The organism is Hymenobacter sp. B81 (assembly GCF_044628455.1).
In the GTDB taxonomy this organism is placed as follows: Bacteria; Bacteroidota; Bacteroidia; order Cytophagales; family Hymenobacteraceae; genus Solirubrum.
The window spans coordinates 490,217-515,499 of sequence record NZ_JBIYZW010000002.1 but is presented as its reverse complement, the minus strand read 5'-3'; the positions used below and the strand labels follow the sequence as shown (position 1 = coordinate 515,499).

The following is a 25,283-nucleotide window of genomic DNA, read 5'->3' as shown; positions in this document are numbered from 1 at the left end:
CAACGCCACGAAAAAAGGCCGCCCCGGACGAATCCGGGGCGGCCTTCTCTTTGGTTAAGCGGTGCTTACTCCACCGTTACCGACTTGGCCAGGTTACGGGGCTGGTCAACGTTGCAGCCGCGCAGCACGGCAATGTGGTAGGAGAGCAGCTGCAGCGGAATTACCGACAGCAGCGGCATCAGTGCCTCCGAGGTGTGGGGCACTTCCACCACGAACTCGGCCATGCCGGGAATCACGTTGTCGCCTTCGCTCACCACGGCTATGATGCGGCCTTTGCGGGCCTTCACTTCCTGGATGTTCGACACGATTTTCTCGTAGGAGCTGTCGCGCGTGGCAATAACGACCACCGGCATGTTCTCGTCGATCAGGGCGATGGGGCCGTGCTTCATTTCGGCCGCGGGGTAGCCCTCGGCGTGGATGTAGCTGATTTCCTTGAGCTTGAGGGCGCCTTCCAGGGCTACCGGGAAGTTGTAGCCGCGGCCCAGATACAGGAAGTTGGGCACGTCCTTGAAGATTTCGGCAATCTGGCGGATTTCGGTGTCCAGCTCCAGCGCCTTCTCCACTTTCTGGGGAATGGTGTGCAGCTCCACCATCAGCTCGCGCAGCTTCACGTCGGAGAGGGTGCCGCGGCGGTGGCCCACAATCATGGCCAGCAGCGTGAGCACCGTCACCTGGGCCGTGAAGGCCTTGGTCGAGGCTACCCCGATTTCGGGGCCGGCGTGGGTGTAGGCGCCGGCGTCGGTGGCGCGGGCAATGCTCGAGCCTACCACGTTGCAGATGCCGAAGATGGTTGCGCCCTTGCTCTTGGCCAGCTCGATGGCGGCCAGCGTATCGGCCGTTTCACCCGACTGCGAAATGGCAATGACGATGTCGCGCTCCGACAGCACCGGGTTGCGGTAGCGGAACTCCGAGGCGTACTCCACTTCCACCGGAATGCGGGCGAAGTCCTCAATGAGGTATTCGGCCACCAGGCCGGCGTGCCACGAAGTGCCGCAGGCCACGATGATGATGCGCTGGGCGTTCATGAACTTCTGCTCGAAGGCCCGCACGCCGCCCATGTTCAGGTGGCTCGCGTCCAGCTCCAGGCGGCCGCGCATCGAGTCGAGGATGGAGCGCGGCTGCTCGAAGATTTCCTTCAGCATGAAGTGCTCGTAGCCGCCTTTCTCGATGGAGTCCAGCTCCAGCTCCAGCTTCTGGATGTAGGGCGTCTGCACCACGTCTTCCTTGCTGCGAATGTCGAGCTTGCCGTCGCGGATAACCACGATTTCGTAGTCGTTCACGTACACGACCTCGTTGGTGTACTCGATGATGGGCGTCGCGTCGGAAGCCAGGAAGAACTCGTCCTGGCCTACGCCGATAACCAGCGGGGAGCCTTTGCGGGCCGCAATCAGCTGGTTGGGAGCGTCCTTGCTGAGCACTACAATGGCGTAGGCACCCACAACTTCGTGCAGGGCCAGGCGCACGGCTTCCTCCAGCGAGCAGCTGTTCTGCTTCTGGATTTCCTCAATCAGGTTGACGAAAACCTCGGTGTCGGTATCTGAGTGAAACTCGTGGCCCTGCTGAATCAGGTGAGTCTTCAGCGCCGCGTAGTTTTCGATGATGCCGTTGTGAATGATGGCAATGCGCTCCGAGGTGGAGTAGTGCGGGTGGGCATTCACGTCGTTGGGCTCCCCGTGGGTAGCCCAGCGGGTGTGGCCCATGCCAATGTTGGCGTGGATGTTCTTGTCGGCAATGAACGCCTCTAAGTCAGCAACCTTGCCTTTTTTCTTGTAGACGTTGAGCTGGCCATTGAGCAGGGCAATGCCGGCCGAGTCGTAGCCGCGGTATTCGAGGCGGCGCAGGCCTTTGAGGATAACGGGGCAGGCCTCACGGTGCCCGATGTAAGCGACGATTCCGCACATACGGCGTCAAAGAAAAAAGAGGTTCAGAAGAAAAATGTAAGCGGCAGGGGCGGCCGGGCTGCAAAGCTCGTGCCGTATTTCCCGCAGTCTGCCGGCGGCTACTGGGGAGCCGAGTAGTACACGCGCAGACGAATGCCGGTGGCGTTCAGCGCGGCGCGGTCCAGCGACAGTTGTCCGCCCGGAGCCGAGCCGCCCCGCCGCAGCGTGGGCGTGAGCAGGAAGCCGGCGGGAAGCTCGCCGATCTGCTGGCTGGTGGCGTAGGCCTGCACGTAGCTGGTTACCAAACCGCTGTAGTAGCGGCCCGCCGAGCCGGCATCAACCAAGGTAAAGGCGCCTTCCGCGTCGGTCCCCAGTGGGTTGGCGCCCTCGCTCTGAATGGTGCGCTCCTTGGGCTCCACGCCTACCAAGCGCCGCAGAATGCGGTTGCGGCTGTTCAGTTCGTAGAGGTACAGCTGGTTGGGCAGGGCGTACTGGGCGTTGGTGAAAGGGCGCACCGGAATGATGAGCTCGGCGCGGTTGATGAGCAGCCCGGTACGGTTGCGCAGGGTTTGCAGGCCGGGAATAACCAGCTTGGTGCCCAGGCCGGTGCCCGACTGGGTGTAGGTTACCGGCTCGGTGGTGGCATTCAGGGGCGGCAGCTCGTCCTGGTCGGTCTGGAGCGGGGCCAGGGGCCCGCCGGCGCGGTCGAAGGTCAGCTGGGTGTAGTAGAGCGGAGCAGCGGCGCCGGCCCCGGCCGAAACCGGGTCGCCGAAGTACAGGCGGTAGCGCTTGGCCTTGGTACCCACGTGGAAGTACACGTATACCTCGGCCGCGCTGGTGCGGTTGAAGCCCACGATGGTACCCGTAAACGAGTCGTTGGGCCGCACGGCAATGCCCTTCCAGTAATCGTTGAGCACGGTCTGGTTGAAGCCGGCAGTGTTCAGCTTGTCAAACAAACCCTGGTAGAAGGGGCGGTTGGCATCGGCGGGCTTTTCCAGCAAGGGCAGGCGCAGGGGGAGCTCTACGCGCACGGTGGTAGTGTCGGTGGCCACGTCGGGGCTCACCCGCTCGCGCCGCACGCGCACCAGCTTCACCGGCCGGTTGCTGGCAATAGGAGCGGGGTCGAGGGCAATGGGCGTGCTGGAGGTGTAGGCACCACGCTCGTCGAGTAGCGCGGTAAGCTTGTGCACGTCGAGGCGCACGGGCTGGGTAGCGTTGCCGTAGGCGCGGCTGAAGCTGGCGAACATAATCACCGAGTCGAGCCGGGCGTCGGTGAAGAGCGAGGGCAGCGAATCCTGGCTGATGTTCAGCTCCAGGGCCGAGCTAGCCGTAATGGTGGTCTGCAACCCGCCGTCGCGCAGGCGGCCGGCCAGCCACAAGTCGCGCTTGAGGGTGGGCAGCGAGTCCTGCACCAGCATGGAAGCCGTGACCGGGAAATCCTCGAACTGGGTACTGATGGGCTCGTTCAGCTCGGCACCCAGCTCCGTGGGGTCTTCGCAGGAACCGAGCGAAAACAATGCGGACGTCAGCAGCAGGGCCACCAACGTCCGCGGGGCAAACAGCCTAGTTGGCCAATTCATTATACAGCGTGTAGTAGGAGTTGAGCAGGTTCTCGTCGTCGGCGACCTGCCCGATGTTGCGGCGGGTGGCAAATTCGGAGAACAGGGCGTTCAGGTTGTCGCTGAAGTCCTCGTCGGAGCGCACCACCGAGTCGGCGTACTCCATGCCAATCTTGATAAAGCCTTGGAAGTCGGCCGACTGCAAAGCCGCCAGCATCGAGTCGTCGATGTCGAGCATCTTGGCTTTCTCGATCAGGTTGCCGTCGAATTTGTGGTCGAACTCGTTGTTGTAGACCGTGAAAATCGATTTGGCGTCCTTGAAGATCGGGTCCTTTTTGTAGGTCGTCTTCAGGTAGAGCGGCATCAGGCCCGTCATCCAGTCGTTGCAGTGCACGATGTCGGGCGACCAGCCCAGCTTTTTCACCGTCTCGAGCACACCCTTGCAGAAGAAGATGGCGCGCTCGTCGTTGTCGGCGTGGAACTGGTCATTTTTGTCGCGCAGCACCGACTTGCGGTGGAAGTAATCCTCGTTGTCGATGAAGTACACCTGCAGCTTGGCGTTCGGAATCGAGGCCACCTTGATGATGAGCGGCTTTTCGTCTTCGCCCACGGCAATGTTGATGCCGGAGAGGCGCACCACCTCGTGCAGGCGGTTCTTACGCTCGTTGATAATGCCGAATCGCGGCACGAAAATGCGGATTTCCATCCCCATTTCCTGCATACCTTGCGGCAGGCGCCGCAGGAACTCCGCTACCCGGGTCGTTTGCAAAAACGGATTGATTTCCGTGGCAGCATAGAGTATTCTTAGCTTCGACATACGGGGTGAAAGAAGAGGTTTGGGAAGGGATACACCATTGGGACGCACAAAATTAAACAATTTTGCCCGATAAATCCACTATATCGCCCCCGACGGGTCTACCAAGGCCCTTTGTTTTCATGGAGATACTCGAAACTGCCGCCGCGTTGCAAGCTCAGACCGAAACCTGGCGCCGCGCCGGCCACCGCATTGGCTTTGTGCCCACCATGGGCGCGCTGCACGAAGGCCACCTGCAATTGGTAAAGGCTGCCGCCGCCGCCAACGACGTAGTGGTAGTCAGCGTGTTTGTGAATCCCACGCAGTTCAACAACACCGAAGACTTCAAATTATATCCCCGGGTGCTCGATACCGATGCCGAAATGCTGCGCGCTACCGGCTGCACCGTGCTGTTTGCCCCCACGCCCGAGCAGATATACCCGCGCCCCACGGTGCTGCAGTTCGATTTCGGCCCCCTGGAGCGGGTGATGGAAGGCGCGCACCGGCCGGGCCACTTCAACGGCGTGGCCACGGTGGTGAGCAAGCTGTTTCACCTGGTGCGGCCCCACCGCGCCTACTTCGGGCAGAAAGACTGGCAGCAGGTGGCCATTGTGCGGCAGCTGGTGCAGGACTTGAGTTTCGACCTGGAGCTGGTAGCGGCGCCCACCGTGCGCGAGGCCGATGGGCTGGCCATGTCGTCGCGCAACCGCCGGCTGGCGGCCGAGGCCCGAGCCTCGGCGCCGCGGCTGTACCAAGCCCTGCAGCGGGCGGCCCAGCAGCTGAGCGCCGGGCCCGCCGCGGCCCGCGCGGCGGCGGTAGCGTTTCTGAGGGACTTTCCCGACATCGAGCTGGAGTACCTGGAGGTGGCCGACGCCGAAACTCTGCAGCCCGAGTTGCAGCCCGGCCACGCCGTGGTCATCTGCCTGGCCGCCTGGCTGGGGGGGGTACGCCTGATTGACAACGTGGTGGTGGCCGGCCGTAAGGAAGCATGAGCCGGCACGGCCCGGCAACGGGGTAACGGCCTGGCGCCGGTGGGGCCGGCGGCATTTACCTATCTTTGCCGGCCAAAAAACGGGTCTTGCCTGCCATGCACATCGAGGTTCTCAAGTCTAAAATACACCGCGTCAAAGTCACGCAGGCCGAGCTGCACTACGTGGGCAGCATCACCATCGACGAGGACCTGCTCGATGCCGCCAATATGGTGGAAAACGAGAAGGTTACGGTGGTCAACGTCAACAACGGCGAGCGGCTGGAAACCTACACCATCAAGGGCGAGCGGGGCTCGGGCATGATCTGCCTCAACGGCCCGGCGGCCCGCCGCGTGGCCGTGGGCGACATCGTCATCATCTTCTCGTACGCCCTCATCGACTTTGCCGGGGCCCGGGAGCATCAGCCCACGGTGGTGTTTCCCGATCAGCACAATCGCTTGGCTTGATTTTTTGTCTTCTCCGTCGAAGCCAGCACCGCCGCCCGGATGCTGGCTTTTCGCGGCTAACGGCCGCTGCAGTCTGTGAAAAAATTCGTTGACGTACTCAAGTACACCCTGCTGCTGGCGTTTTCGGGCCTGCTGATGGCCTACGCCCTGCGCGGGCAGGACCTGAGCAAAATCGGGCAGGCCCTGCGCGAAGCCAACTACTTCTGGATCGGGCTGACGCTGGTGATATCGGTGCTGGGCTACTTCAGCCGGGCCTACCGCTGGAAAATGCAGCTCGACGCCACCAGCCACCGCACCTCGTTCTGGAACGTGTACCACGCCATGATGGTGGGCAACTTGGCCAATCTGGTGCTGCCGCGCATGGGCGAGGTCATCCGCTGCTCGGTGCTGCGGCGCATGGGCGGCGTGCCGGTCAACGTGTCGCTGGGCACCGTCATCACCGAGCGCATCATCGACGTGCTGGTGCTGTTTGGCTTGCTGGGCACGGTGCTGCTGCTGGAGTTCGGCAAGTTCTGGAACTTCGTGGCGGCGGTGGTTACCGACCGCGCCAGCATCATGGAAAAGCGCGGGCCGCTGCTGCTGGGCATTGCCGCGGTGCTGCTGGTGCTGCTGGTGCTGCTGCTGGTGCTGGGCATCCGCAACCTGGAGCGCCTGCGCCGCAACCGCTACTTTTCGCGGGCTGCCAGCTTCGTGCGGGGTATTCTGTCGGGGGTGTTCAGCTTGCGCAAGGTGCGCAACCAGGGCGCATTCTGGTTTCATACCTTTTTCACCTGGCTGGTGTACTACCTGATGGATTACCTGGCCTTCTTCGCTTTCGCGGCCACCGCGGCGCTGGGCCTCACGGCGGCTTTGTCGGTGCTGGCCTTTGGGGCCTTCGGCATGGCCGCCCCGGTGCAGGGCGGCATCGGCGTGTTTCACCTGATGGTGAGCCGCACGCTGCTGGTCTACGGCCTGAGCCACGAGGCGGCCCTGGCCTACGCTTTGGTAATTCACGCTTCCCAAACGCTGCTGGTCGCCCTGATGGGCGGTATCAGCTTCGTGGCCAGTGTCATGAAGACAGGCCGCAACGTGGTGGCCCTCCCCGAACCTGCCGAAACGACTGCCTGATAATGCCGACTCAAGACAAAATCCTGACCCGCCAGCAGCTGACTACCGCCCTGACCGACTGGCGCCGGCAGGGCCGCCGTGTGGTGTTTACCAACGGCTGCTTCGATTTGCTGCACCTGGGCCACGTCGATTACTTGGAAAAAGCCCGGGATTTGGGCGACGTGCTGGTGCTGGGACTGAACACCGATGCCTCGGTGAGCCGGCTCAAGCCCGGCCGGCCCCTGCAGGACGAAGTGTCACGTGCGCGGGTGCTGGCCTCGTTGTTGTTCGTGGATGCCGTGGTGCTGTTCGACGAACCCACCCCGCGGGAGCTAATCGAGCTGGTGCGGCCCGAGGTACTGGTGAAGGGCGACGACTACGCCATCAGCGGAATTGTGGGCCACGAGTTCGTGTTGAGCTACGGCGGGCAGGTGCTTACGGTGCCGCTGGTGCCCGGCTACAGCACCACGCGCATCGTCGAACGCATCGTCAGGGGGCTGCAAGCGTAGAACGTCGAGGGCGGCAGCCGGCGACTGCGAAGCGCTTAGCCCCTCCACCCTTAAGTTTCTCGCAAGCCATGATGATTTCCCCGTTTTACCTGCTGCTGATCGTGCTGACCCTGGTCAGCTTCCTGATTCAGTGGCGCCTGCGCAGCAAGTTCACGCAGTACTCCAAAATCGGTCTGCAGTCGGGCCTTTCCGGCAAGCAGGTAGCCGAGCTGATGCTGGCCGACAACAACATCCGGGACGTGCGGGTGGTATCGACCGAAGGCCGCCTCTCTGACCACTACAACCCGGCCGACAAGACGGTGAACCTGAGCGCTGAGGTCTACGAGGGCCGCTCGGCCGCCGCTGCCGCCGTAGCCGCCCACGAGTGCGGCCACGCCGTGCAGCACGCCACGGCCTACAGCATGCTGCAGTTCCGCTCGGCCATGGTGCCGGCCCTGAGCGCCGTGTCGCGCTTTATGCCCTTCATTCTGCTGGCCGGCATCCTGATGATTCGCACTTCGGTGATTCCGCTGGGCCTGGGCATTGCGCTGTTCTCGCTCACCACCCTGTTCAGCTTCGTGACTTTGCCGGTGGAATTCGACGCCTCCAAGCGTGCCCTGGCCTGGATTGACCGCCGCGGCATCGTGACGCCGCAGGAGCACGGCATGGCCAAGGATGCGCTGTGGTGGGCCGCCATGACCTACGTGGTAGCTGCTATCAGCTCGCTGGCCACGCTGCTTTACTACGTGCAGATCTTTATGGGCGGTAGCCGGCGCGAGTAACTGCTCGGTTAACTCAAGCTCGTCGTTGCCCCGGTTCCCGCCGGGGCAACGCGCTTTTCGCCCGCTCCGGCCGCAGCGTCCGCGCCGATATCTAACCTGCGGGTTGCAAAGCTGTTGTAGGCATGCCTACTTTTGAGTCGCCGTATCCCGGCGGCATTCCCGTTCCCTTTTAACCGAATTCCCCGCATGAATTTTCAGCTCACCGAAGAACAACTCGCCGTTCAGGCCGCGGCCCGCGACTTTGCCCAAAATGAACTCTGGGCCGGCGTCATCGAGCGTGACGAGCACCAGAAGTTTCCCGCCGAGCAGGTAAAGAAAATGGGTGAGCTGGGCTTCCTGGGCATGATGGTGAGCCCCGAGTACGGCGGCGGCGGCATGGATACCGTGTCTTACGTGCTGGCCATGGAGGAAATCAGCAAGGTGGATGCCTCCTGCTCGGTTATCATGTCGGTGAACAACTCGCTGGTGTGCTGGGGCCTGGAGAAATACGGCACCGAGGAGCAGAAGCAGAAGTACCTGACCAAGCTGACCACCGGCGAAATGATCGGCGCCTTCTGCCTGTCGGAGCCCGAAGCCGGTTCCGATGCCACCATGCAGCGCACCACCGCCGAGGACAAAGGCGACCATTACCTGCTCAACGGCACCAAGAACTGGATTACCAACGGCTCGTCGGCCTCGGTATACCTCGTCATTGCCCAAACCAACCCCGAGCTGAAGCACCGCGGCATCAACGCCCTGATTGTGGAGCGCGACACGCCCGGCTTCGTGGTGGGCCCGAAAGAAAACAAGCTCGGCATCCGCGGCTCCGACACGCACTCGCTCATGTTTACCGACGTGAAAGTGCCCAAGGAAAACCGCATTGGGGAGGACGGCTTTGGCTTCAAGTTCGCCATGCAGGTGCTGGCCGGCGGCCGCATCGGCATTGCCTCGCAGGCCCTGGGCATTGCCTCGGGCGCCTACGAGCTGTCGGTGAAGTACTCCAAGGAGCGCAAGGCGTTCGGGGTGCCGATTTCGCAGCACCAGGCCATTCAGTTCAAACTGGCCGATATGGCTACCAACATCGACGCGGCCCGTCTGCTGTGCCTGCAGGCCGCTCACGACAAGGATGCTCACCGCGACTACGCCAAGTCGGGCGCCATGGCCAAGCTGTTTGCCTCGAAGGTGGCCATGGACACGGCGGTGGAAGCCGTACAGGTGCACGGCGGCTACGGCTTCGTGAAGGAATTCCACGTGGAGCGCATGATGCGCGACGCCAAAATCACCCAGATTTACGAGGGAACTTCTGAGATTCAGAAAATTGTAATCTCGCGGGAAATTCTGAAGTAAGTTTGGAATTGCCTTAAAGTCAGAACTCTTGCACAAAACCCAGCCAAAAAATTGGCTGGGTTTTCGTTTTTGTGAATTTTTATATCTTCTTTTGCATTGTCTAAGCAACGGGTATAAACGGCTGCCCGACCTTCACCCACCCAAGGCCGTTTTGGAATATGGAAGATTACAATAAAGTCATAGAGTCTCTTGGCGTACGCTACATCAAGGCCAAGAACCTGGTTCTGCAGCAGCCCTTCACCGTGCGCAATTCGTACGACGTGGGCAACAACCTCATCCTGCTGCACAAGGGCCGCGTGGCCTTCGGCGAGGACGAGCAAATCGTGGAAGAGGGCGACATGCTCTTCATTCCCGGCGGCCGGGCTACCCGCGTCACCTACGGCGAAAACGGGGGTAAAATCATCACCAACGATGATCTGATCAGCAACAAGGACAAGTTCTTCCACTCCAACGACGACCTCGACTTGATCGGCGACGCGGAGGAAAGCCACTCGTTCGTGTCGTTTGAAGCCAAGGTGTTCGACTCGGTGAACTTCTTCGCCTCGCTCGACGTGCCGGCCTTTTTGATCAGCGGCAACTCCAAGCTGGCCAACCTGGTCATCAAGGTGGTGGAGGAAAGCCTGCAGGAGCTGCCCGGCCGGGAGCGTCTGGTGTCCATCTACACCGAGAACATCGTAGTCGAAATCATTCGCTACATCCTGAAGAACAAGATGTTCGTGGAGCAACTGGCTACCAACAGCACCTACTTCAAGGATCCGCGCCTGATCGACCTGTTCAACTACATCAAGGAGAACCTGGGCGGCGACCTGTCGAACAAGGTGCTGTCGAGCGTAGCCAACGTGTCGGAAGACTACGTGGGCCAGTACTTCAAGATGCTTACCGGCATCAACCCGCAGGACTACATTGAGTACCAGCGCATGGAGCGCGCCGTGTTCCTGCTGCGTACCACCAAGAAAAGCATCCGCGACATCGGCAAAGAGGTGGGCTACAAAGACACTGCGTACTTCTGCCGCCGTTTCAAGATGATGTTTGGCATTCCGGCCGGCAAGATGCGCCGCCGCGAGTCGGCCATGAACATCTAGCCCTGGCTTGACAATCTAGGTCAGCAAAAAGCCCCGCATCGGTTCGATGCGGGGCTTTTCTTTTTAGGAAGGCTTGCAACCTACCTCAGTTGAGCGAGGCGCTGGGCACCGCGTTGAAGGCGCGCACCGTTTGCGAGACTGCGCCCAGGAAATCAGGGTCGTGCTCGATCTGGTTGCCGACCACAATCACGTCGGCACCGGCGAGCAGGGCGGCGTGGGCTTTTTCAACGGTGTTGAGGCCGCCGCCCACTACGATGGGCACTTCCACCGCCTGGCGCACGGCCCGGATCATGGCCGGAGAAATCGGGTGCAGGGCGCCGCTGCCGCCGTCGAGGTAAATCAGGCGCAAGCCCAGCTGCTCGCCCGCCATAGCGGTGCAGGCTGCAATAGCGGGCTTGTCGTGGGGCAGGGGAGTGGTGCCGCTCATGTAGCTGGCCGTAGTCTGGCGGCCACTGTCCACCAGCATGTAGCCGGTGGGCAGGATTTCGAGCGGACTCTCACGCAGCAGCGGCGCCGCCACCACGTGCTGACCGATGAGAAAGTCGGGGTTGCGACCCGAAATCAGGGAAAGCAGCAGAATGCCGTCGGCCTGCGAGTCGATGTGCAGGCTGTTGCTGGGAAAAAGCACTACCGGCACCGACGAGGTGCTCTTCAGCAAACGAATGAGGGCAGCCTGGTGACGCGTCGTCACCAGGCTGCCCCCCACGAAAAAGTAATCTACCGGGTGCGTGGCCGTCAGCTCCAGGATGCGCCGCGTCCCGGCCTCGTCGAGGTTGTCGGGGTCGAGCAGCACAGCCAAAGCCTTCTGCCCGCGGTGACGGCGGTCCTGCAGGGCATCATGCAGACGGGTGAGGCGCATGCGCGTCGTCGTGGTGGATGACAAAGTCGATATCCTTGGTTTCCGGCTCGGAGGCCGAAGCTGCAAGGTCCGAATTTTTGTTCACTTCCATCCACTCGTTGAGCTTGCGCGTGAGCAGGGCAATGACCACTCCGCTGACCTGGCCGATGAGCATTTTGCCGGCGTCGGAGTCGGCAAAGGCCCGCAACGTATCCCACACCAGCGAGTTTTGCGGCTCGGGCTGGGCGCGGTAGCCAGGCTGATAATTGGCTACGGGGGCCGACGGCAAAGCCGATTCAGTATCGAAAGCCGGGAAGGGGTCGGCATCGGCTGCCGTGGCGTGGTACACCGGCGGGGCCAAATGTGCCCGCGGATGCGCCGCGTCGCTGCCGCCAAAGCCGTAGTCGTCGGCCTGGGGCGGCATAATCCGGGCTTTGCGCTTGAGCTTCTTACCCTTTTTCAGGCGCGGACGGTCATCCTCGTCGTCATCATTGGGGCCACTAAGCACCTTGCTCACCAGCCAGAAGCCGCCGAGCAGGGCCGCCCCGATGGCAACATACTTGCCCACGCGGGTGGTCTGATCCTTGATGTGGTCTACGTCGCCCAGCAGGGCGCGCTCGTATTCAAGCTTCTGGCGCTCCAGAAACTCCCGTTCGTCGTCGAACAGCGGGTTATGCAATTCGCTCATCGCGCAGTTCTTGAGGGTGATTATTGGCGCTTGTCCGATTTATAAATGGTGTTGTCCAGCATCTTGTCGGCCAGACCCTGGTAGAGCTTCTTGCCCACGCCCACCACAAAGATGATGAGCAGCAGCAGGTAGAAGCCGGCCACGGCGCCGAATCCCCAGTATGGGCTGTCGAAGGCCTCGTTGAGGGCCAGGCCCGCGAAGATGCTCAGGAAAATGAGAAACAGCAGCCCCAGCAACCCCAGCGTGATGCCCTGGGCCGCGCCTACGAAGGCCGTTTTCACTTTCTGCTGGACTTCGAGGCGAATCAAGTCGATGCGCGTGTCGATGTAGCCCATCAGGTTGCCCACCAAAGAGTCGTTGCGGGGCGTTTTGTCGTCGTCGGTAGCCATACGGCGGCAGAAATCGGTTAGGTGAGAAGGTCGGGCAAAGGCAAAAAGCGCGGCGGGCGGCCGAACTCCAACTGCGTGAAGCGAGTTGTAGAAGCCGAGGCATTCATACGGAAAAGGCGGCCGCGCGTCTGAACTTGTCCGTACTTTTACCTTCTTCCGAGCCCGAAGTGAGTCAGACCCTCTACCAGGTGCTGGGCGTGGCCCCGTCGGCCACGCTGGCCGACATCAAGCAGGCCTACAAGCAATTGGCCCTCCGCTACCACCCCGACCGCAACGGGGGCAGCACCCTGCACGAGGACCACTTCAAGACGGTGGCCTCGGCCTACCACGTGCTGGGCCACGCCGAGCGTCGCGCTGCCTACGACCACCAGCTGCACCTGGCCCGCCTGCGGCGCGAGGAGCAGCAGCGGGCCCAGGCCTACCGGCCCCAGGGCCAGAAAGTGTACGGCGTGCCCATGCCACCACCCCAGCCGCTGCGCACCCGCCCGCCGGCGGCTTCGGCCGAGCGGCACTACGTGCGCCGGGGCAAGGCCCGCTTCAACCGCCGCGACTACCAATTGGTGGCCGGTCTGGTGCTGGGCTTGGTGCTGCTGGTTTTCAGCGTGAAGTGGGTGCTGGAGCGCGGCAGCGCCGCCAGCTACTACCGCGACGGACTGCGTGCCTACCAAAGCCGCCAGTGGAATGCGGCGCACCGCGCCCTGAGTGAGACCCTGTACCTGCAGCCCGAGCACGAGCGCGCTCTGCGTCGCCGGGCCGAAATTGAACAGCTGGTGTACCGCAACTACACCCGTGCCCGCGCCGATTACCAGGCGGCCCTGGCGCTGGCCGACGACCGGGAAGGAGCCGCGCAGCTGCTGTACCGCATTGGGCAGTGCGAGGCCGGGCAGGGGCGGGCCCGGGTGGCCATCCAAAGCTTTTCGCGGGCATTGGTGCTCGATACTACCCTGAGCGAGGCCTGGCTGGCCCGGGGCGAGGTGTGGCTGTTTGAGCAGCGACGCTTTCCCACCGCCATCCGCGACCTGAGCGTGGGCCTTCGGCAGCGGGCCGAGCAACAATCGCCCTCGGCCAAGTGGCTGACCTACCGCGGGCTGGCGTTTTTCAAGATGGGTGACTACCCCAACGCCCTGGCCGACTACCAGCAGGTGCTGCTGATGCGCCCCGGCAGCGGGCAGATTCATTTCCTGCTCGGGCGGGTGGCCCAAAAGCAGGGACGGCGGCAGGCGGCGTGCGAGTTTTTCCGGCGTGGCTCGCGCCTGGGATATCCGCCGGCGGTACAGGCCAGCCGCCAGAGCCGCTGCGGCAGCTGAACAAGCAGCCTGAGCTGGCTTCGGGCTGCTGCTTACTTCACAATCAGGCGGCCGCGCAGCATGCCCATGCCGCAGGTAAAGGTGTACTGGCCGGGCTGTTGAGGTAGCAGCTCCACCACCGTCGTCTGAAATGCGGGCAGCTCGCGGCGGATGCTGAAGTCGGGAAACAGCACTTGCTCGGAGCAGCTACTGTCTTCGGAGCGGTAGAAGCTCAGCTGCACCGGCTGGCCACGTTCCACCTCGATGACCTCGGGCGAGTACCCGCCCTGTACGGTGACGTTTACCTGCTGCACGCCACCCAACGACACGGCGCTGACCGGCTGGCGGGCCGGGAAAAAGAAGTACCAGATGACCAGCCCGGCCAGGGCCAGCCCGCTCAAACTCACGATGATTTCGGCGCTATCCATGATGCCTTAGGGTTTGACGGGAGTGAAGCCGCGCAGGCGCAGCGAGTTGGTGAGTACCGATACCGAGCTCAGGGCCATGGCCCCGGCCGCCAGCATGGGCGAGAGCAGCCAGCCAAAAACCGGGTACAGCAGCCCGGCCGCCACGGGAATGCCCAGCACGTTGTAGATGAAGGCGAAAAACAGGTTCTGTCGGATGGTGCGAATGGTCTGGCGTGACAACTCGATGGCCGTGACCACGCCCTGCAGGTCGGAGCGCATCAGGGTGATGCCGGCGGCTTCCATGGCCACGTCGGTGCCGCCGCCCATAGCCAGGCCAATATCGGCCTGGGCCAGCGCGGGCGCGTCGTTGATGCCGTCGCCTACCATGGCCACGGTGCGGCCCTCGGCCTGCAGCTCCTGCACCTTGCCGGCCTTGTCCTGGGGCAGCACCTCGGCGAAATACCGCTTGATGCCGACCTGCGCCGCTACCTGCGCGGCCGTCTGCGGGTTGTCACCGGTCATCATCACCACCTCGATGCCCAGGCGCTGCAGGTGCCGGATGGCCGCCGCCGAAGTGTCGCGCACAGTGTCGGCCACCCCAATCAGGCCCGCGGCCTGCCCGTCGACGGCCAGGTACAGCACCGTTTGGACCTGGGCCAGCAGCGCCTCGGCCTGCTGGTGCAGGGCAGGCGGCAGACTTACCCCGGCTTCGGCCAGCAGGCGGGCATTGCCAATCAGCACAGCTTGGCCGTTGACTTCGGCCGCGGCGCCCCGGCCCTCGACGGCCCGAAAGCCGGTAGCTGGCCAAACTGCTGCGGCCTGCGCCTGGGCGTAGCGCACCACGGCCTCAGCCAGCGGGTGCTCCGATTGCCGCTCCACCGCCGCGGCCAGGGCCAGCAGTTGGGCAGCATCCTGCCCGGCGGCGGGCCAAAAGTTCGTAACGGCTGGCTCGCCGCGGGTGATGGTGCCGGTTTTGTCGAGCAGCACCGTGTTTACCTGGTAGGCTTTTTCCAGGGCCTCGGCGTTGCGAATCAGCACGCCGTGCTCGGCTCCCTTGCCGGTGCTCACCATAATGGCCGTGGGCGTGGCCAGCCCCAGCGCGCAGGGACAGGCAATGATGAGCACGGCCACGAAGTTGACCAAAGCCAGCGGCAGGCGGGTTTCGACGGGGGCCAGCACAAACCACAGCACGAAGGTGAGGATGGCAATGACAACCACCGAGGGCACGAACACGGCGCTGACTTGGTCGGCCAGGCGCTGAATGGGCGCGCGGCTGCCCTGGGCGTCTTCCACCAGCTTCACGATCTGGGCCAGCATGGTGTCGGCGCCCACCTTGCTCACGCGGAAGCGGAAAGAGCCGGTTTTGTTGAGCGTGGCCCCGAACACCGGGTCACCCGCCCGCTTTTCCACCGGCAGGCTTTCCCCCGTCAGCATGGCCTCGTCGATGGCGGAATGGCCTTCCTCAATGATGCCGTCGGTGGCTACTTTTTCGCCGGGCCGCACCACTACCAGGTCGCCGGGCTGCACCTGCTCGATGGGCACGTCAGCCTCCCGGCCGTCGGGGCGCACCACGCGGGCCGTTTTGGCCTGCAGGCCCATCAGCGCCTTGATGGCCGCCGAAGTCTGGGTTTTGGCCCGCAGCTCCAGCACCTTGCCCAGCAGAATCAGGGCAATGATGGTGGCGGTGGTGTCGTAGTACACCTCGGGCGGCAGGCCCCGGCGGGTGAAGAACCCGGGCGCGACGGTGGCGGCCAGGCTGTAGAGGAACGCGGCCCCGGTGCCCACGGCAATGAGGGTGTCCATGTTGGCCGAGCGGTGGCGGAAGCCGTTCCAGGCCGAGCTGTAGAACTCGCGGCCGCTGTAGAAGAGCACCGGCAGCGTGAGCAGCAGCAGCAGGTAGTTCAGCGCCGGCATGCTCACGCGCGCCATCAGGCTGGGCCAGAGCATAATCATGCTCAGCGGCATGATGACGGCGGCTAATACCGCCGCTACCCCGAACCGCCGCTTGAGCCGCTGGTACGCCGCAGCTTTCTGCTGGTCGATTGCGGTTTGCCGGTCGGCGGCGCTGGTGTCGGGAGCGTGCTCCACTACGCCGTAGCCAGCCTTGATGACGGCTTGCCTGAGGGAATCCGGGCTGACCTGCTCGGGCAGGTAGTGAATGGTGGCTTTTTCGGTGGCCAGGTTCACCAGGGCCTGCTGCACGCCGGGCATGCGCCGGAGGGAGCGTTCCACCGCGCCGACGCAGGCCGCGCAGGTCATGCCTTCGATGGCCAGCGTAGCGGTGGCGGCGCCGGCCGAACCGGCGGCGGGGGGCGAAGCCGGAGCTTGGGGCTGTTTCATGATTGGGTTACGGATTCTGCAGCGGATAGGAAGCCGCTGATTCGCTGGTAAAACAACCGCCGAAACCCGCCTTGGGAAGTGCGGGATTCGGACCCTGACTTACAGAATTCCCGCGCCGGCCGCAGCGACTTACAAGATTCGGGCGGGAGCTTGCAACATTTGGCTTGGCGGAGCACTGCACGTAGCAAGGGCGGACGTTAGGGGGGACGGTTGATTTAACTTACTACCAGTCGCTTGCGAGTCGTCAACTGCTGGCGCGGGCGGCAGCCCAGCCACGGATGCGGGGCTGACCCCGGCCCGGGCCGGCCGAACCACCCCGCCCCCGGGGACGTTGGTAAAGCCTTCGGCGCTCCTTGCTGCAGGCGCAGCAGACATGGAGTGCAACGAATCCTTCGGCTTACTTCCATGACGCAACGACTTTCGACCCTGCTGCTGGCTTTGGCTGCCCTGTTCACGGTAGCCTGCTCTTCTGATTCCACGACCGAAACGAAAACCGAGACGACGAGCCGGATGCCCGACGCGGCCGCGCGGATCGGCGAGCAGGCGTACACCTGCCCCATGCACCCCGAGGTAACCGCCGCCCAGCCCGGTAGCTGCCCCAAGTGCGGCATGAAGCTGGTGCCCAAGCAAGCGGCGGCGGATAAGTCCCCGGCTTACCGGATCCGGTTCGCGGCAACGCCCGCGGCGCCGGTGGCCGGCCAGCCCGTGGAGCTGTCGTTCGTGCCGCAAGTAGAGGGCCGGGACGGTGACGAGGTGCTGCTCGACGAGGTGCACGAGCGGAAAATGCACCTGATCATCGTCAGCCGCGACCTGGCGCAGTTTTACCACGAGCACCCCGAGAGCAACGCCGCCGGCCGCTACGTGGTGCCCTTAACCTTCCGGCAGGGCGGCGAGTACGTGCTGTTTCAGGACTACACGCCCACCGGTGCCAGCCACCAGCTGGGGCGGCAGCAGCTCACGGTGCAGGGCCCGGCCTACCAGCCCACTGCGTTCAACCAGGAAAAGCTTACCTGGGCTGAGGGCGGCTACCAGGCCACGCTCAGCTTCGACCAACCCCTGCAAACCGGCCGCTCGGTGGCGGTGCGGGTAACCGTGCGCCAGGGACAGCGGCCCGTCACCAACCTCGACAACTACCTGGGAGCACTGGGGCATATGGTCATCATCAGCGCCGATACCGAGCGTTACCTGCACGTGCACCCCAATGCGCAGAAGGATAAGGGCCCGGACATTCGCTTTGGCACCCGGTTCGAAGCGCCGGGCTGGTACCGCGTGTTTCTGCAGTTCAACCACGGCGGGCGGGTGCGCACGGCCGACTTCACCCTCAACGTGCCCGCGGGCCCGGCCGCTTAGCCGGGGCGTCGGCCCGGGGCGCCAGGCGCGGAAATAGACCGAGAAAGTCGTGCCCTGGCCCGGCTCGCTGGCCACCAGCACCTTGCCGCCGGCATTTTCGACGCTGCGCTTGACCATGTACAGCCCAATGCCCGAGCCCTCGATCTGGGGATGCAGGCGGCGGAACATGGTGAACAGCTCGGTTTGCTGCTGCGGATCGAGCCCCAGGCCGTTGTCCTGCACCCGCAGCACGAGGTAGCTGGCCTCGGCCGAGCAGCTGATGCGTACCCGCGGAGCCCACTCGGGGTGGCGGAACTTGAGGGCATTGCTGAGCAGGTTGTACACCACCGAGCGCAGGTTCTTGGCCAGAAACGACACGCTGGGGAAGGCGGCCACGTCGACCTCGATGCGGGCGCCGCTGCGCGCAATCAGCGGCTGCAGGTCCTGGCACACGTCGTCAATCACTGCGGCCAGGGCTACCTGCTCAACGGGCTGGTCGTACTCCTTCTGCAGCTTGGTCACGTCGCTCAGGTAATCGATGGTGTGCATGAAGCGCCGGACCGAGTCGTGCATCATGCCCAGCACCTTGGGTACCTCACCCGGCAGCGGCTCCACGGCGGTCAGCTGATCCTGCAGCACCTGCAGCAGCCCTTCAATGTTGGTGATAGGCGCCCGCAGGTCGTGGGAGGCGGTGTAGATGAAGTTGTCCAGGTCCACGTTGATGCGGGTGAGCTGCTCGTTGGTCTGGCTGAGAACACTGCGGACGGCGAGGCTCTAGCCCGGGAAAACTCGGGCCCGGAATGCGCGCAAGGGTAGAAAGAAGGTCTGCGAAGCCGCGGCGGTTAACTGCCAAACCGTAGCTAACCCGCGCGGGCCGGGTGCACGCGGTAGGGTGCCTTGCGCAGGCCGAAAACGAAAAAAGGCCTCCGATTTCTCGAAGGCCTTTTTCTGTGGTGATGGACGGAATCGAACCGCCGACACAAGGATTTTCAGTCCTTTGCTCTACCAGCTGAGCTACATCACCGGCACCGTTCTACTGAGCTGAACGGAGCGCAAAAATACGAACGGCGATTTAGCCCGCAACATTTCCCCCGAAAAAAACTTTGCCCCGAAACGGATTACTTTTGCTTGCGTAGCCAAAGTATTCGGCATGCCTACTATCTTGCCACTCACGTAACGTTCCCTCCCGTGATTCAACAAGTATTGTTCTTCCTCGTGGCGGCCGCCGGCATTGGCTTGTTCGCCTGGCAGGTGCGGAAAATTCGCGCCAACATTCTCAAGGGCAAAGACCGCGCGATGGGCGGCCCGGTAAGTGAGCGGATCAACAAAACCCTGCTCGTGGCCCTGGGTCAGCAGAAGATGTTCAAGCGCCTCACCCCGGCGCTGCTGCACCTGGTGGTGTACGTGGGCTTCCTGGTCATCAACATCGAGGTCATCGAAATCATGATCGACGGCATCTTCGGCACGCACCGGGTGCTGAGCTTCCTTGGGCCGGTGTACGACGCGCTGATGGCCGTCAACGAAATCCTGGGCGCGCTGGTGATTATTGCGGTAATCGCCTTTTGGTGGCGCCGCAACCGCCAACAGCCCGTACGCCGCCTCACCGGCGTGGAAATGCGCGCCTGGCCGCGCCTCGACGCCAACGTCATCCTCTATGTGGAAATAGCCCTGATGGCCGCGCTGTTCACCATGAACACCGCCGACCTGAAGCTGCACCAGCTCGAAGGTGTGGATTTGCCGGGGACGTTCCCCATCAGCTCCCTGCTGGTGGGCCTCTTCCCCGATAGCGTGGCCGCCCTGCACGTGCTGGAGCGCGTGGGCTGGTGGATTCACATTGTGGGCATTCTGGCCTTCCTGAACTACCTGCCCTCGTCCAAGCACTTCCACATCATCATGGCCTTCCCGAACGTGTACTACTCGCGTTTGACGCCGCAGGGCCAGTTTTCCAACGTGGACAGCATTACCCACGAGGTGAAAGCCATGATGGACCCCAGCTACCAGGTGCCCGCCCCGCCGGTGGACGCCCAGGGCCAGCCGCTGGTGCAGCGCTTCGGAGCCAAGGACGCCGACGACCTCTCCTGGCTGAACCTGCTGAACGCCTACTCCTGCACCGAGTGCGGCCGCTGCACCTCGGTGTGCCCGGCCAACCTGACGGGCAAGCTGCTCTCGCCGCGCAAAATCATCATGGACACCCGCGACCGGATTGAGGAGCAGTACGAGTCGCCGCTGATCTTTGCGCCCAACCAGTACCAGGATGCCGAGCGCATGCAGGTGGACGAGGAAGGCACGCTGGTGCGCGGCAAGGTGACGCCCGAGGAGCTGTGGGCCTGCACCACCTGCAACGCCTGCGTGGAAGCCTGCCCCGTCAACATCAACCCGCTCGACAGCATTATCGAGATGCGCCGCTACCTGGTGCTGGAAGAGTCGGCCGCGCCCAACTCGCTGAACGTGATGTTCAGCAACATCGAAAACAACGGCGCGCCCTGGGCCTTCTCGCCCTCCGACCGCTTCAACTGGGCCGACGACCTGTACGTGGCCGAGAAATAGAATTGAGTTGTCAGCGGCGGGTGGTCGGTTGCCTGGCAACGGGCAACGACCGGCACGCTGGCAACCCCTACTGACAACTAACAACTGACAACCGTCAACCGATAATATGGCTGAGCAAGTAGCCAAGCGCCAGGTTTCCGTTCCCCTGATGGCCGACTTTGCGGCCCGCAACGAGCAGCCCGAAGTGCTGTTCTGGGTGGGCTGCGCCGGCGCTTTCGACGACCGGTACAAGCGCGTGACCCGCGCCTTCGTGCGCATTCTGGAGCACGTGGGCGTGCAGTACGCCGTGCTGGGCATGGAGGAAACCTGCACCGGCGACCCGGCCAAGCGCGCCGGCAACGAGTTCCTGTTTCAGATGCAGGCCATGCAGAACATAACGACCCTGGACGGCTACGGCGTCAAGACCATCGTGACGGCCTGTCCGCACTGCTTCAACACCATCAAGAACGAATACCCCGCGCTGGGCGGCAACTACGAGGTGATTCACCACAGCACCTTCCTGCAGCAGCTCATCAACTCGGGCCGGGTGAAGGTGCAGGGCGGTGAGTCGTTCAAGGGCCGCCGCATCACCTTCCACGACTCCTGTTACCTGGGCCGGGCCAACGACATCTACGAGGCGCCCCGCGAGGTGCTGGCGGCCCTCGACGCCGATCTGGTGGAAATGAAGCGCAGCAAGGCCAACGGGTTGTGCTGCGGGGCCGGCGGCGCCCAGATGTGGAAGGAGCCCGAGCCCGGCAAAAAGGACATCAACGTGGAGCGCACCGAGGAAGCCCTGGCCACGCTCGACGGCAACGCCGCGGCGCTGGACGCGCTCTACGGCGTGGAAAGCGGCAACGCCGGCGCTACGCCCGCGCCCAAAACCGGTGGCCAGGACGGCATCATTGCCGTGGGCTGCCCCTTCTGCATGACCATGATGAGCGACGGCGTCAAAAACAAGGAGCGCGAGAACAACGTGCAGGTGTTCGACCTGGCCGAGCTGGTGGCTTCGGCCGAAGGCATCAACGCCTAGTGCCAGCTGCTGACCCCAAGCCAGCCGCCCCTGGAACTGCCCCGCTGACGAAAGTCGGCGGGGCAAATTTTTTACGTCTCTTTGCTGTTACAACTTCGCCCCCGGCCGCACCGGGCCCCGCGGGAAGGGGCCCGGCCTAACCCGCCAAGACCCTAAGTCCCCAAGCCCCTGTATATGTACGTTCCCTTCGACCAACTACCGCCCGAGGCGCGCATCTGGATTTACCAGGCCGACCGCCCCCTGACCGACGCCGAGCTGACCAGCCTGGAGCCCGCGCTGGCCCGGTTTGCCGCTGAGTGGACTTCCCACGGCCGGACCCTGCGCGCCTCGGCCGCCTTTTTGCACCGGCAGTTTCTGGTAGTGGGCCTCGACGAAGCCGTGAGCGAGGCCAGCGGCTGCTCCATCGATGCCTCGGTGCGCTTCGTGCGCGGGCTGGAAGAACAGCTGGGCCTGCGCCTGCTGGCCAAGGAAACCCTCGCGTTTCTGGGCGCCGACGGGCAGGTGCAGCTGCTGGAGCGCCGCGACCTGCGCCAGGCCGTGGCAGAGGGCCGGCTGGGGCCGCAAACGCTGTATTTCGACAATACGGTAGCCCGCCGCGGGCAACTGGATGGGGCCTGGCCAGCCCCCGCGGCAACGACTTGGTTGGCCCGGTATTTTACAACGGTGTAGAAAAAAGTTGGCCGCCAGCCGGAAACAACGCCATTATTAGTATTATTGCTAGCCCTAGATTGGCTCCATACCGGTTTCTGGCGCTTCACTCCACACCCACCACCCACCCTTCTCTTTTCATTTATGAGGAACCTGATAGTTGCCTGCGCCGCGGCCGGCTCGGTAGCCGTGCTCAGCGGTTGTGCCGCATCGGGCGGCCTAAGCAAGGCCGACAAACGCTTCCAGCGGGGCGAATACGAAACCGCCATCGAGCTATACAAAGCCGACGTAGCCAAGGGCAAGGAAATTGCCATGGCCAACTACAAAATCGGCGAGGCTTACCGCTTGTCGAACCGCGTAGAGCAGGCCGAGTCGTACTACAAGGCCGCGCTGGATGGGGGAGTGAAGAACGCCGACGCGGGTTTCAACTACGGCCTGGCCCTGAAAGCCAACGGCAAGTTTGAGGAAGCCGCCGCCCAGTTTCAGCAGTACGCCACCAACGGCACCAACCGCACGCTGGTAGCCCGCGCCGAGCGCGAAGCCCAGAATGCCCAGGCTTCGACCCAGCTCACGGCCATGCGCACCAACAACGAGGTGACGCCGCTGGACCAGATCAACACGCCCTCGGCCGAGTTCAGCGCCACCATCAAGCCCGACACCAAGGAGCTGATTTTCGCCTCGGGCCGCGACGGCAAGAAGTACCCCGGCAACGGGGAGGGCTTCAACGACCTGTACGCCATCAAGTTCGACGACGCCCAGAAGATGACCGGCGGCACCGTGCAGTCGTACGAAGCCGTGGCTATGAACCCCGGCGCCGCGGCCGCGCCGGCTACGCCCGGCTCGCCCACGGCCACCCCGGCCAAGGACTCGGGCAAGCCCCTGTTCAACAAAGCCAACACCCACGAAGCCTCGGCTACCTACTCGCCCGACGGTAAGATGATGATCTTCGCCCGCTCGAACGACGGCTCGAAGAAAGGCTTCCTGAGCGTGGACCTGTACGCCTCGTACTTCCGCGGCGGCACCTGGACCGAGCCCGAGCTGGTGAAAGGCGTCAACAACAGCAAGGCCGACGATTTTTCGCCGGTGCTCTCGCCCGACGGCCAGACCCTGTACTTTGCTTCCTCGCGCCCCGGCGGCCAGGGCGGCAACGACCTCTACAAAGCCACGATGGGCGCCAACAACCGGTTCTCGGCTCCCGAGAACCTGGGCGACCAGATCAACACTCCCGGCAACGAGAACTTCCCGGCCGTAGCCCCCGATGGCACGCTGTACTTCTCGTCGGACGGGCACCCCGGCCTGGGCAAGCTCGACTTGTTCCGCGTGGAGAAAAACGGCAAGGTGACCAACCTGGGCGCCCCCATCAACAGCAACGGCGACGACTTCGCGCCCTACCTGACGGCCAACGACATGGGCGTGTTCGCCTCGAACCGCGCCGGGGGCAAGGGCTCCGACGACCTGTACATGTTCCGCAAGAAGCCGCTGAAGCTGGTGACCTTCTACGCCGAGGGCAAAGTGGTGGGCGTGAACGGCAAAACCGGGACCTCGGCACCGCTGGCCAACGAAACCGTGGACGTGCTCAACAGCGCCGGCCAGAAAGTGCAGAGCGTGCAGACCGGCGCCGATGGCTCGTTCAAGGTGAAGCTCGACTCGTCGGCGACCTATGCGCTGGTGGCCGACCGTACCGGCTACTTCACCGCCCGCCAGGGTGTGAGCACCGTGGGCCGCACCCCGGCCCAGGATCAGCTGCCCAACGAGATGAATGACATCAGCATCCCGGTGAACCTGACGCTGACCGAAATCGTGAAGAACAAGGCCATCGTGGTGGAGAACATCTTCTACGATTACAACAAGTGGGACATCCGCCCCGACGCGGCCGCCGAGCTGGACAAGATGGTGCAGACCCTGGTCGACAACCCGGAAATCAGCATCGAGCTTAGCTCGCACACCGACGCCCGCGGCAAGGACGCCTTCAACCAGACCCTGTCGCAGAAACGCGCGCAGTCGGCCGTGGACTACATCATTTCCAAGGGCATAGCCAAGACGCGCATCACGGCCAAGGGCTACGGCGAAACCAAGCCAGTAATTAAAACCGCCAAGACCGAGGAAGAGCACCAGAAGAACCGTCGCACGGAGTTCAAGGTGACCAAGATCAACGCCCCGGCCGGCACGACCAACTAAGCGTCGGCCGCCCCAGCAGGCAACCCGCAAAAGCCCCCGCATCAGCCGATGCGGGGGCTTTTTTGTTGGGCACCGGGGCCAAGCCGGGGCTCGGGAAAGGGGAGATGGACTTAAACCCCGGGCCGGCGCAGCCATCTGAGCACGCAGGGCCGCTTACCCGCGCAGCCTGGCACAGATGTTGGCTTAGCCTTCCGGCGCCGGCGGCCGCGGGGCCGCCGTCCTTAGCTCTTCCGCAAGCCATGAAACGAATCTTACTTCTTTGCCTGGGGCTGGTGTTGCTGGCCCAGGCCGCGCTGGCCATTCCCGCGGGCATGGCTGTGCGCTCCGAACGCGGCCAGCCCTTCCGTCTGCGCCTCGACGGCCACCGCATCGGCGGGCGTTACGGCCTGACGCAGGTGCGCTTCGACCGCCTGGCGCCGGGCTACCACTGGGCCGAATTTCAGGTGCCCGCCGGCCGCGGCGTCATCAACTACCGCACCCAGGTGCGCCTGAGCGAAGGGCGCGAAACCCGCTTCGTGCTGGTGCTGCGCCGGGGCTACCCGCCGGTGCTGCGCCGCTTCGACGAAATTCCGCTGCCCGGCTGGGCCGGCTACCGCGGCGCGCCCTACCAGGACTACGGCTACCACTGCGAGCCTACGCCCTATGGCAGCGCCGCCGGCTGGCCCGCGCCCGGCGGTGCCGACGACTGGTACGGCGGCCGCGATGCCGGCTACGACGATGAGCGGTACCAGGAGCCCGCGGCCGGGGGCTACCGGCCCGAGCCCGGCTACCCCGGCCGGGGTGGCTACCAGAGCGGCAACTACCCGGGCCGCGGCTCCCGCCACTTGCTGGAGCCGCGCGAAGTGGAGGAACTGCTGCGCGCCGTGCAGGCCCGGCCCTTCGACAGCAGCAAGTTAACCCTGGCCAAACAGGCCCTGGACCAGAGCGACATCCGCGCCGAAGATTTGCGCCGCCTGCTGGCAGGCTTCGACTTCGAAAACTCCCGGCTTGATTTGGCCAAGTACGCCTTCGGGCGCGTGGCCGACCGCCAGAACTTCTACCGCGTCTACGAGGCCTTCAGCTTCGAGTCGAGCGTGCAGGAAATGCAGCGCTACGTGGGCAGTCAGGGATAAGCCTGCGGTGCCGGCCGGCGGTAGTTACCGCCTAATCGGGGGTAGATAGGATAAAAAAAGTGCCCCGGCTGGTCAGCCGGG

Annotated in this window: 22 protein-coding genes, 1 tRNA gene and 1 pseudogene; 14 read left to right on the top strand and 10 right to left on the bottom strand. The window is 63.7% G+C overall.

Going from position 1 to position 25,283, the window contains the following annotated elements; translation table 11 throughout:
- Positions 1-65: 65 nt before the first annotated feature.
- The 3 genes from glmS to ACE191_RS13315 form a co-directional block, all read right to left on the bottom strand.
- Positions 66-1,901 (bottom strand): glutamine--fructose-6-phosphate transaminase (isomerizing), encoded by a 1,836-nt coding sequence (gene glmS / locus ACE191_RS13325; protein WP_400192723.1) that lies wholly within the window; start codon positions 1,899-1,901, stop codon positions 66-68.
- A 98-nt stretch (positions 1,902-1,999) separates the two neighbouring features.
- Complete coding sequence (locus tag ACE191_RS13320) at positions 2,000-3,460, bottom strand: DUF4270 family protein (RefSeq protein WP_400192722.1); 1,461 nt, start codon at positions 3,458-3,460, stop codon at positions 2,000-2,002.
- A complete protein-coding gene (locus ACE191_RS13315) occupies positions 3,444-4,256 on the bottom strand; it encodes a glycogen/starch synthase (RefSeq protein ID WP_400192721.1) in 813 nt (270 codons plus the stop codon). The genes ACE191_RS13320 and ACE191_RS13315 overlap by 17 nt, the downstream gene beginning before the upstream one ends.
- Before the next feature lie 119 nt (positions 4,257-4,375).
- Here ACE191_RS13315 and panC point away from each other — a divergent pair, with 119 nt between their 5' ends.
- The 7 genes from panC to ACE191_RS13280 all read left to right on the top strand — a co-directional run bounded on the left by panC (position 4,376) and on the right by ACE191_RS13280 (position 10,431).
- On the top strand, positions 4,376-5,224 hold the full coding sequence (gene panC, locus ACE191_RS13310; protein ID WP_400192720.1) for a pantoate--beta-alanine ligase: 849 nt from the start codon (positions 4,376-4,378) through the stop codon (positions 5,222-5,224).
- Between the two features lie 95 nt (positions 5,225-5,319).
- Positions 5,320-5,667 (top strand): aspartate 1-decarboxylase, encoded by a 348-nt coding sequence (panD, locus tag ACE191_RS13305; protein WP_400192719.1) that lies wholly within the window; start codon positions 5,320-5,322, stop codon positions 5,665-5,667.
- A 75-nt stretch (positions 5,668-5,742) separates the two neighbouring features.
- Positions 5,743-6,774: a lysylphosphatidylglycerol synthase transmembrane domain-containing protein gene (locus ACE191_RS13300; RefSeq protein WP_400192718.1), complete on the top strand. Its 1,032-nt coding sequence runs from the start codon at positions 5,743-5,745 to the stop codon at positions 6,772-6,774.
- 2 nt (positions 6,775-6,776) lie between these two features.
- A complete protein-coding gene (gene rfaE2 / locus ACE191_RS13295; RefSeq protein WP_400192717.1) occupies positions 6,777-7,262 on the top strand; it encodes a D-glycero-beta-D-manno-heptose 1-phosphate adenylyltransferase in 486 nt (161 codons plus the stop codon).
- 68 nt (positions 7,263-7,330) lie between these two features.
- Positions 7,331-8,023: a zinc metallopeptidase gene (locus ACE191_RS13290; protein ID WP_400192716.1), complete on the top strand. Its 693-nt coding sequence runs from the start codon at positions 7,331-7,333 to the stop codon at positions 8,021-8,023.
- 186 nt (positions 8,024-8,209) lie between these two features.
- Positions 8,210-9,349 carry an acyl-CoA dehydrogenase gene (locus ACE191_RS13285; RefSeq protein WP_400192715.1) on the top strand — a complete coding sequence of 380 codons (1,140 nt, stop codon included), beginning with the start codon at positions 8,210-8,212 and terminating at the stop codon, positions 9,347-9,349.
- Positions 9,350-9,507: 158 nt separating this feature from the next.
- Positions 9,508-10,431, top strand: coding sequence for a helix-turn-helix domain-containing protein (locus ACE191_RS13280; RefSeq protein ID WP_400192714.1), 924 nt, complete (start codon positions 9,508-9,510; stop codon positions 10,429-10,431).
- Between the two features lie 85 nt (positions 10,432-10,516).
- On the opposite strand, the gene ACE191_RS13275 is transcribed toward ACE191_RS13280, so the two are convergent.
- From ACE191_RS13275 to ACE191_RS13265, 3 genes are read right to left on the bottom strand one after another with little or no spacing between them, the layout of a single operon-like run.
- Positions 10,517-11,290: a geranylgeranylglyceryl/heptaprenylglyceryl phosphate synthase gene (locus tag ACE191_RS13275; protein WP_400192713.1), complete on the bottom strand. Its 774-nt coding sequence runs from the start codon at positions 11,288-11,290 to the stop codon at positions 10,517-10,519.
- Positions 11,268-11,957 (bottom strand): hypothetical protein, encoded by a 690-nt coding sequence (locus ACE191_RS13270; protein ID WP_400192712.1) that lies wholly within the window; start codon positions 11,955-11,957, stop codon positions 11,268-11,270. Before ACE191_RS13270 ends, ACE191_RS13275 begins: the two co-directional genes overlap by 23 nt.
- Positions 11,958-11,977: 20 nt before the next feature.
- Positions 11,978-12,346, bottom strand: coding sequence for a phage holin family protein (locus tag ACE191_RS13265; protein WP_400192711.1), 369 nt, complete (start codon positions 12,344-12,346; stop codon positions 11,978-11,980).
- Positions 12,347-12,513: 167 nt separating this feature from the next.
- On the opposite strand from ACE191_RS13265, the gene ACE191_RS13260 reads away from it, so the two are divergent.
- Entirely contained in the window at positions 12,514-13,653 is a 1,140-nt protein-coding gene (locus ACE191_RS13260; RefSeq protein ID WP_400192710.1) for a DnaJ domain-containing protein, read from the top strand.
- Between the two features lie 32 nt (positions 13,654-13,685).
- Here the strand turns inward: ACE191_RS13260 and ACE191_RS13255 are convergent, their stop codons facing one another.
- Both ACE191_RS13255 and ACE191_RS13250 read right to left on the bottom strand, forming a co-directional pair.
- Positions 13,686-14,060 carry a cupredoxin domain-containing protein gene (locus ACE191_RS13255; RefSeq protein ID WP_400192709.1) on the bottom strand — a complete coding sequence of 125 codons (375 nt, stop codon included), beginning with the start codon at positions 14,058-14,060 and terminating at the stop codon, positions 13,686-13,688.
- 6 nt (positions 14,061-14,066) lie between these two features.
- On the bottom strand, positions 14,067-16,379 hold the full coding sequence (locus ACE191_RS13250; RefSeq protein WP_400192708.1) for a heavy metal translocating P-type ATPase: 2,313 nt from the start codon (positions 16,377-16,379) through the stop codon (positions 14,067-14,069).
- 405 nt (positions 16,380-16,784) lie between these two features.
- Here ACE191_RS13250 and ACE191_RS13245 point away from each other — a divergent pair, with 405 nt between their 5' ends.
- On the top strand, positions 16,785-17,729 hold the full coding sequence (locus ACE191_RS13245; RefSeq protein ID WP_400192707.1) for a heavy metal-binding domain-containing protein: 945 nt from the start codon (positions 16,785-16,787) through the stop codon (positions 17,727-17,729).
- A gap of 87 nt (positions 17,730-17,816) precedes the next feature.
- Here ACE191_RS13245 and ACE191_RS13240 read toward each other — a convergent pair.
- Together ACE191_RS13240 and ACE191_RS13235 are read right to left on the bottom strand one after the other, a co-directional pair.
- A pseudogene (locus ACE191_RS13240) lies at positions 17,817-18,425 on the bottom strand (ATP-binding protein); the annotation flags it as partial.
- Positions 18,426-18,659: 234 nt separating this feature from the next.
- Positions 18,660-18,732, bottom strand: a tRNA-Phe gene (locus ACE191_RS13235).
- A gap of 164 nt (positions 18,733-18,896) precedes the next feature.
- Between ACE191_RS13235 and ACE191_RS13230 the strand changes: the two genes are divergently transcribed.
- From ACE191_RS13230 to ACE191_RS13210, 5 genes are all read left to right on the top strand, one after another.
- Entirely contained in the window at positions 18,897-20,255 is a 1,359-nt protein-coding gene (locus ACE191_RS13230; protein WP_400192706.1) for a 4Fe-4S dicluster domain-containing protein, read from the top strand.
- Between the two features lie 148 nt (positions 20,256-20,403).
- A complete protein-coding gene (locus ACE191_RS13225) occupies positions 20,404-21,264 on the top strand; it encodes a (Fe-S)-binding protein (protein WP_400193413.1) in 861 nt (286 codons plus the stop codon).
- A 174-nt stretch (positions 21,265-21,438) separates the two neighbouring features.
- A complete protein-coding gene (locus tag ACE191_RS13220; protein ID WP_400192705.1) occupies positions 21,439-21,933 on the top strand; it encodes a hypothetical protein in 495 nt (164 codons plus the stop codon).
- A gap of 123 nt (positions 21,934-22,056) precedes the next feature.
- Complete coding sequence (locus ACE191_RS13215; protein ID WP_400192704.1) at positions 22,057-24,090, top strand: OmpA family protein; 2,034 nt, start codon at positions 22,057-22,059, stop codon at positions 24,088-24,090.
- Positions 24,091-24,329: 239 nt separating this feature from the next.
- Positions 24,330-25,202, top strand: a complete 873-nt coding sequence (locus ACE191_RS13210; RefSeq protein ID WP_400192703.1) for a DUF4476 domain-containing protein — start codon at positions 24,330-24,332, stop codon at positions 25,200-25,202.
- Positions 25,203-25,283 lie beyond the last annotated feature (81 nt).

What these genes read in the sequence shown, in the direction of transcription:
- glmS (WP_400192723.1), bottom strand. Translation starts at nt 1,901, where the DNA reads ATGTGCGGAATCGTCGCTTACATCGGGCACCGTGAGGCCTGCCCCGTT.
- ACE191_RS13320 (WP_400192722.1), bottom strand. Translation starts at nt 3,460, where the DNA reads ATGAATTGGCCAACTAGGCTGTTTGCCCCGCGGACGTTGGTGGCCCTG.
- ACE191_RS13315 (WP_400192721.1), bottom strand. Translation starts at nt 4,256, where the DNA reads ATGTCGAAGCTAAGAATACTCTATGCTGCCACGGAAATCAATCCGTTT.
- panC (WP_400192720.1), top strand. Translation starts at nt 4,376, where the DNA reads ATGGAGATACTCGAAACTGCCGCCGCGTTGCAAGCTCAGACCGAAACC.
- panD (WP_400192719.1), top strand. Translation starts at nt 5,320, where the DNA reads ATGCACATCGAGGTTCTCAAGTCTAAAATACACCGCGTCAAAGTCACG.
- rfaE2 (WP_400192717.1), top strand. Translation starts at nt 6,777, where the DNA reads ATGCCGACTCAAGACAAAATCCTGACCCGCCAGCAGCTGACTACCGCC.
- ACE191_RS13290 (WP_400192716.1), top strand. Translation starts at nt 7,331, where the DNA reads ATGATGATTTCCCCGTTTTACCTGCTGCTGATCGTGCTGACCCTGGTC.
- ACE191_RS13285 (WP_400192715.1), top strand. Translation starts at nt 8,210, where the DNA reads ATGAATTTTCAGCTCACCGAAGAACAACTCGCCGTTCAGGCCGCGGCC.
- ACE191_RS13280 (WP_400192714.1), top strand. Translation starts at nt 9,508, where the DNA reads ATGGAAGATTACAATAAAGTCATAGAGTCTCTTGGCGTACGCTACATC.
- ACE191_RS13275 (WP_400192713.1), bottom strand. Translation starts at nt 11,290, where the DNA reads ATGCGCCTCACCCGTCTGCATGATGCCCTGCAGGACCGCCGTCACCGC.
- ACE191_RS13270 (WP_400192712.1), bottom strand. Translation starts at nt 11,957, where the DNA reads ATGAGCGAATTGCATAACCCGCTGTTCGACGACGAACGGGAGTTTCTG.
- ACE191_RS13265 (WP_400192711.1), bottom strand. Translation starts at nt 12,346, where the DNA reads ATGGCTACCGACGACGACAAAACGCCCCGCAACGACTCTTTGGTGGGC.
- ACE191_RS13255 (WP_400192709.1), bottom strand. Translation starts at nt 14,060, where the DNA reads ATGGATAGCGCCGAAATCATCGTGAGTTTGAGCGGGCTGGCCCTGGCC.
- ACE191_RS13250 (WP_400192708.1), bottom strand. Translation starts at nt 16,379, where the DNA reads ATGAAACAGCCCCAAGCTCCGGCTTCGCCCCCCGCCGCCGGTTCGGCC.
- ACE191_RS13245 (WP_400192707.1), top strand. Translation starts at nt 16,785, where the DNA reads ATGACGCAACGACTTTCGACCCTGCTGCTGGCTTTGGCTGCCCTGTTC.
- ACE191_RS13225 (WP_400193413.1), top strand. Translation starts at nt 20,404, where the DNA reads ATGGCCGACTTTGCGGCCCGCAACGAGCAGCCCGAAGTGCTGTTCTGG.
- ACE191_RS13220 (WP_400192705.1), top strand. Translation starts at nt 21,439, where the DNA reads ATGTACGTTCCCTTCGACCAACTACCGCCCGAGGCGCGCATCTGGATT.
- ACE191_RS13215 (WP_400192704.1), top strand. Translation starts at nt 22,057, where the DNA reads ATGAGGAACCTGATAGTTGCCTGCGCCGCGGCCGGCTCGGTAGCCGTG.
- ACE191_RS13210 (WP_400192703.1), top strand. Translation starts at nt 24,330, where the DNA reads ATGAAACGAATCTTACTTCTTTGCCTGGGGCTGGTGTTGCTGGCCCAG.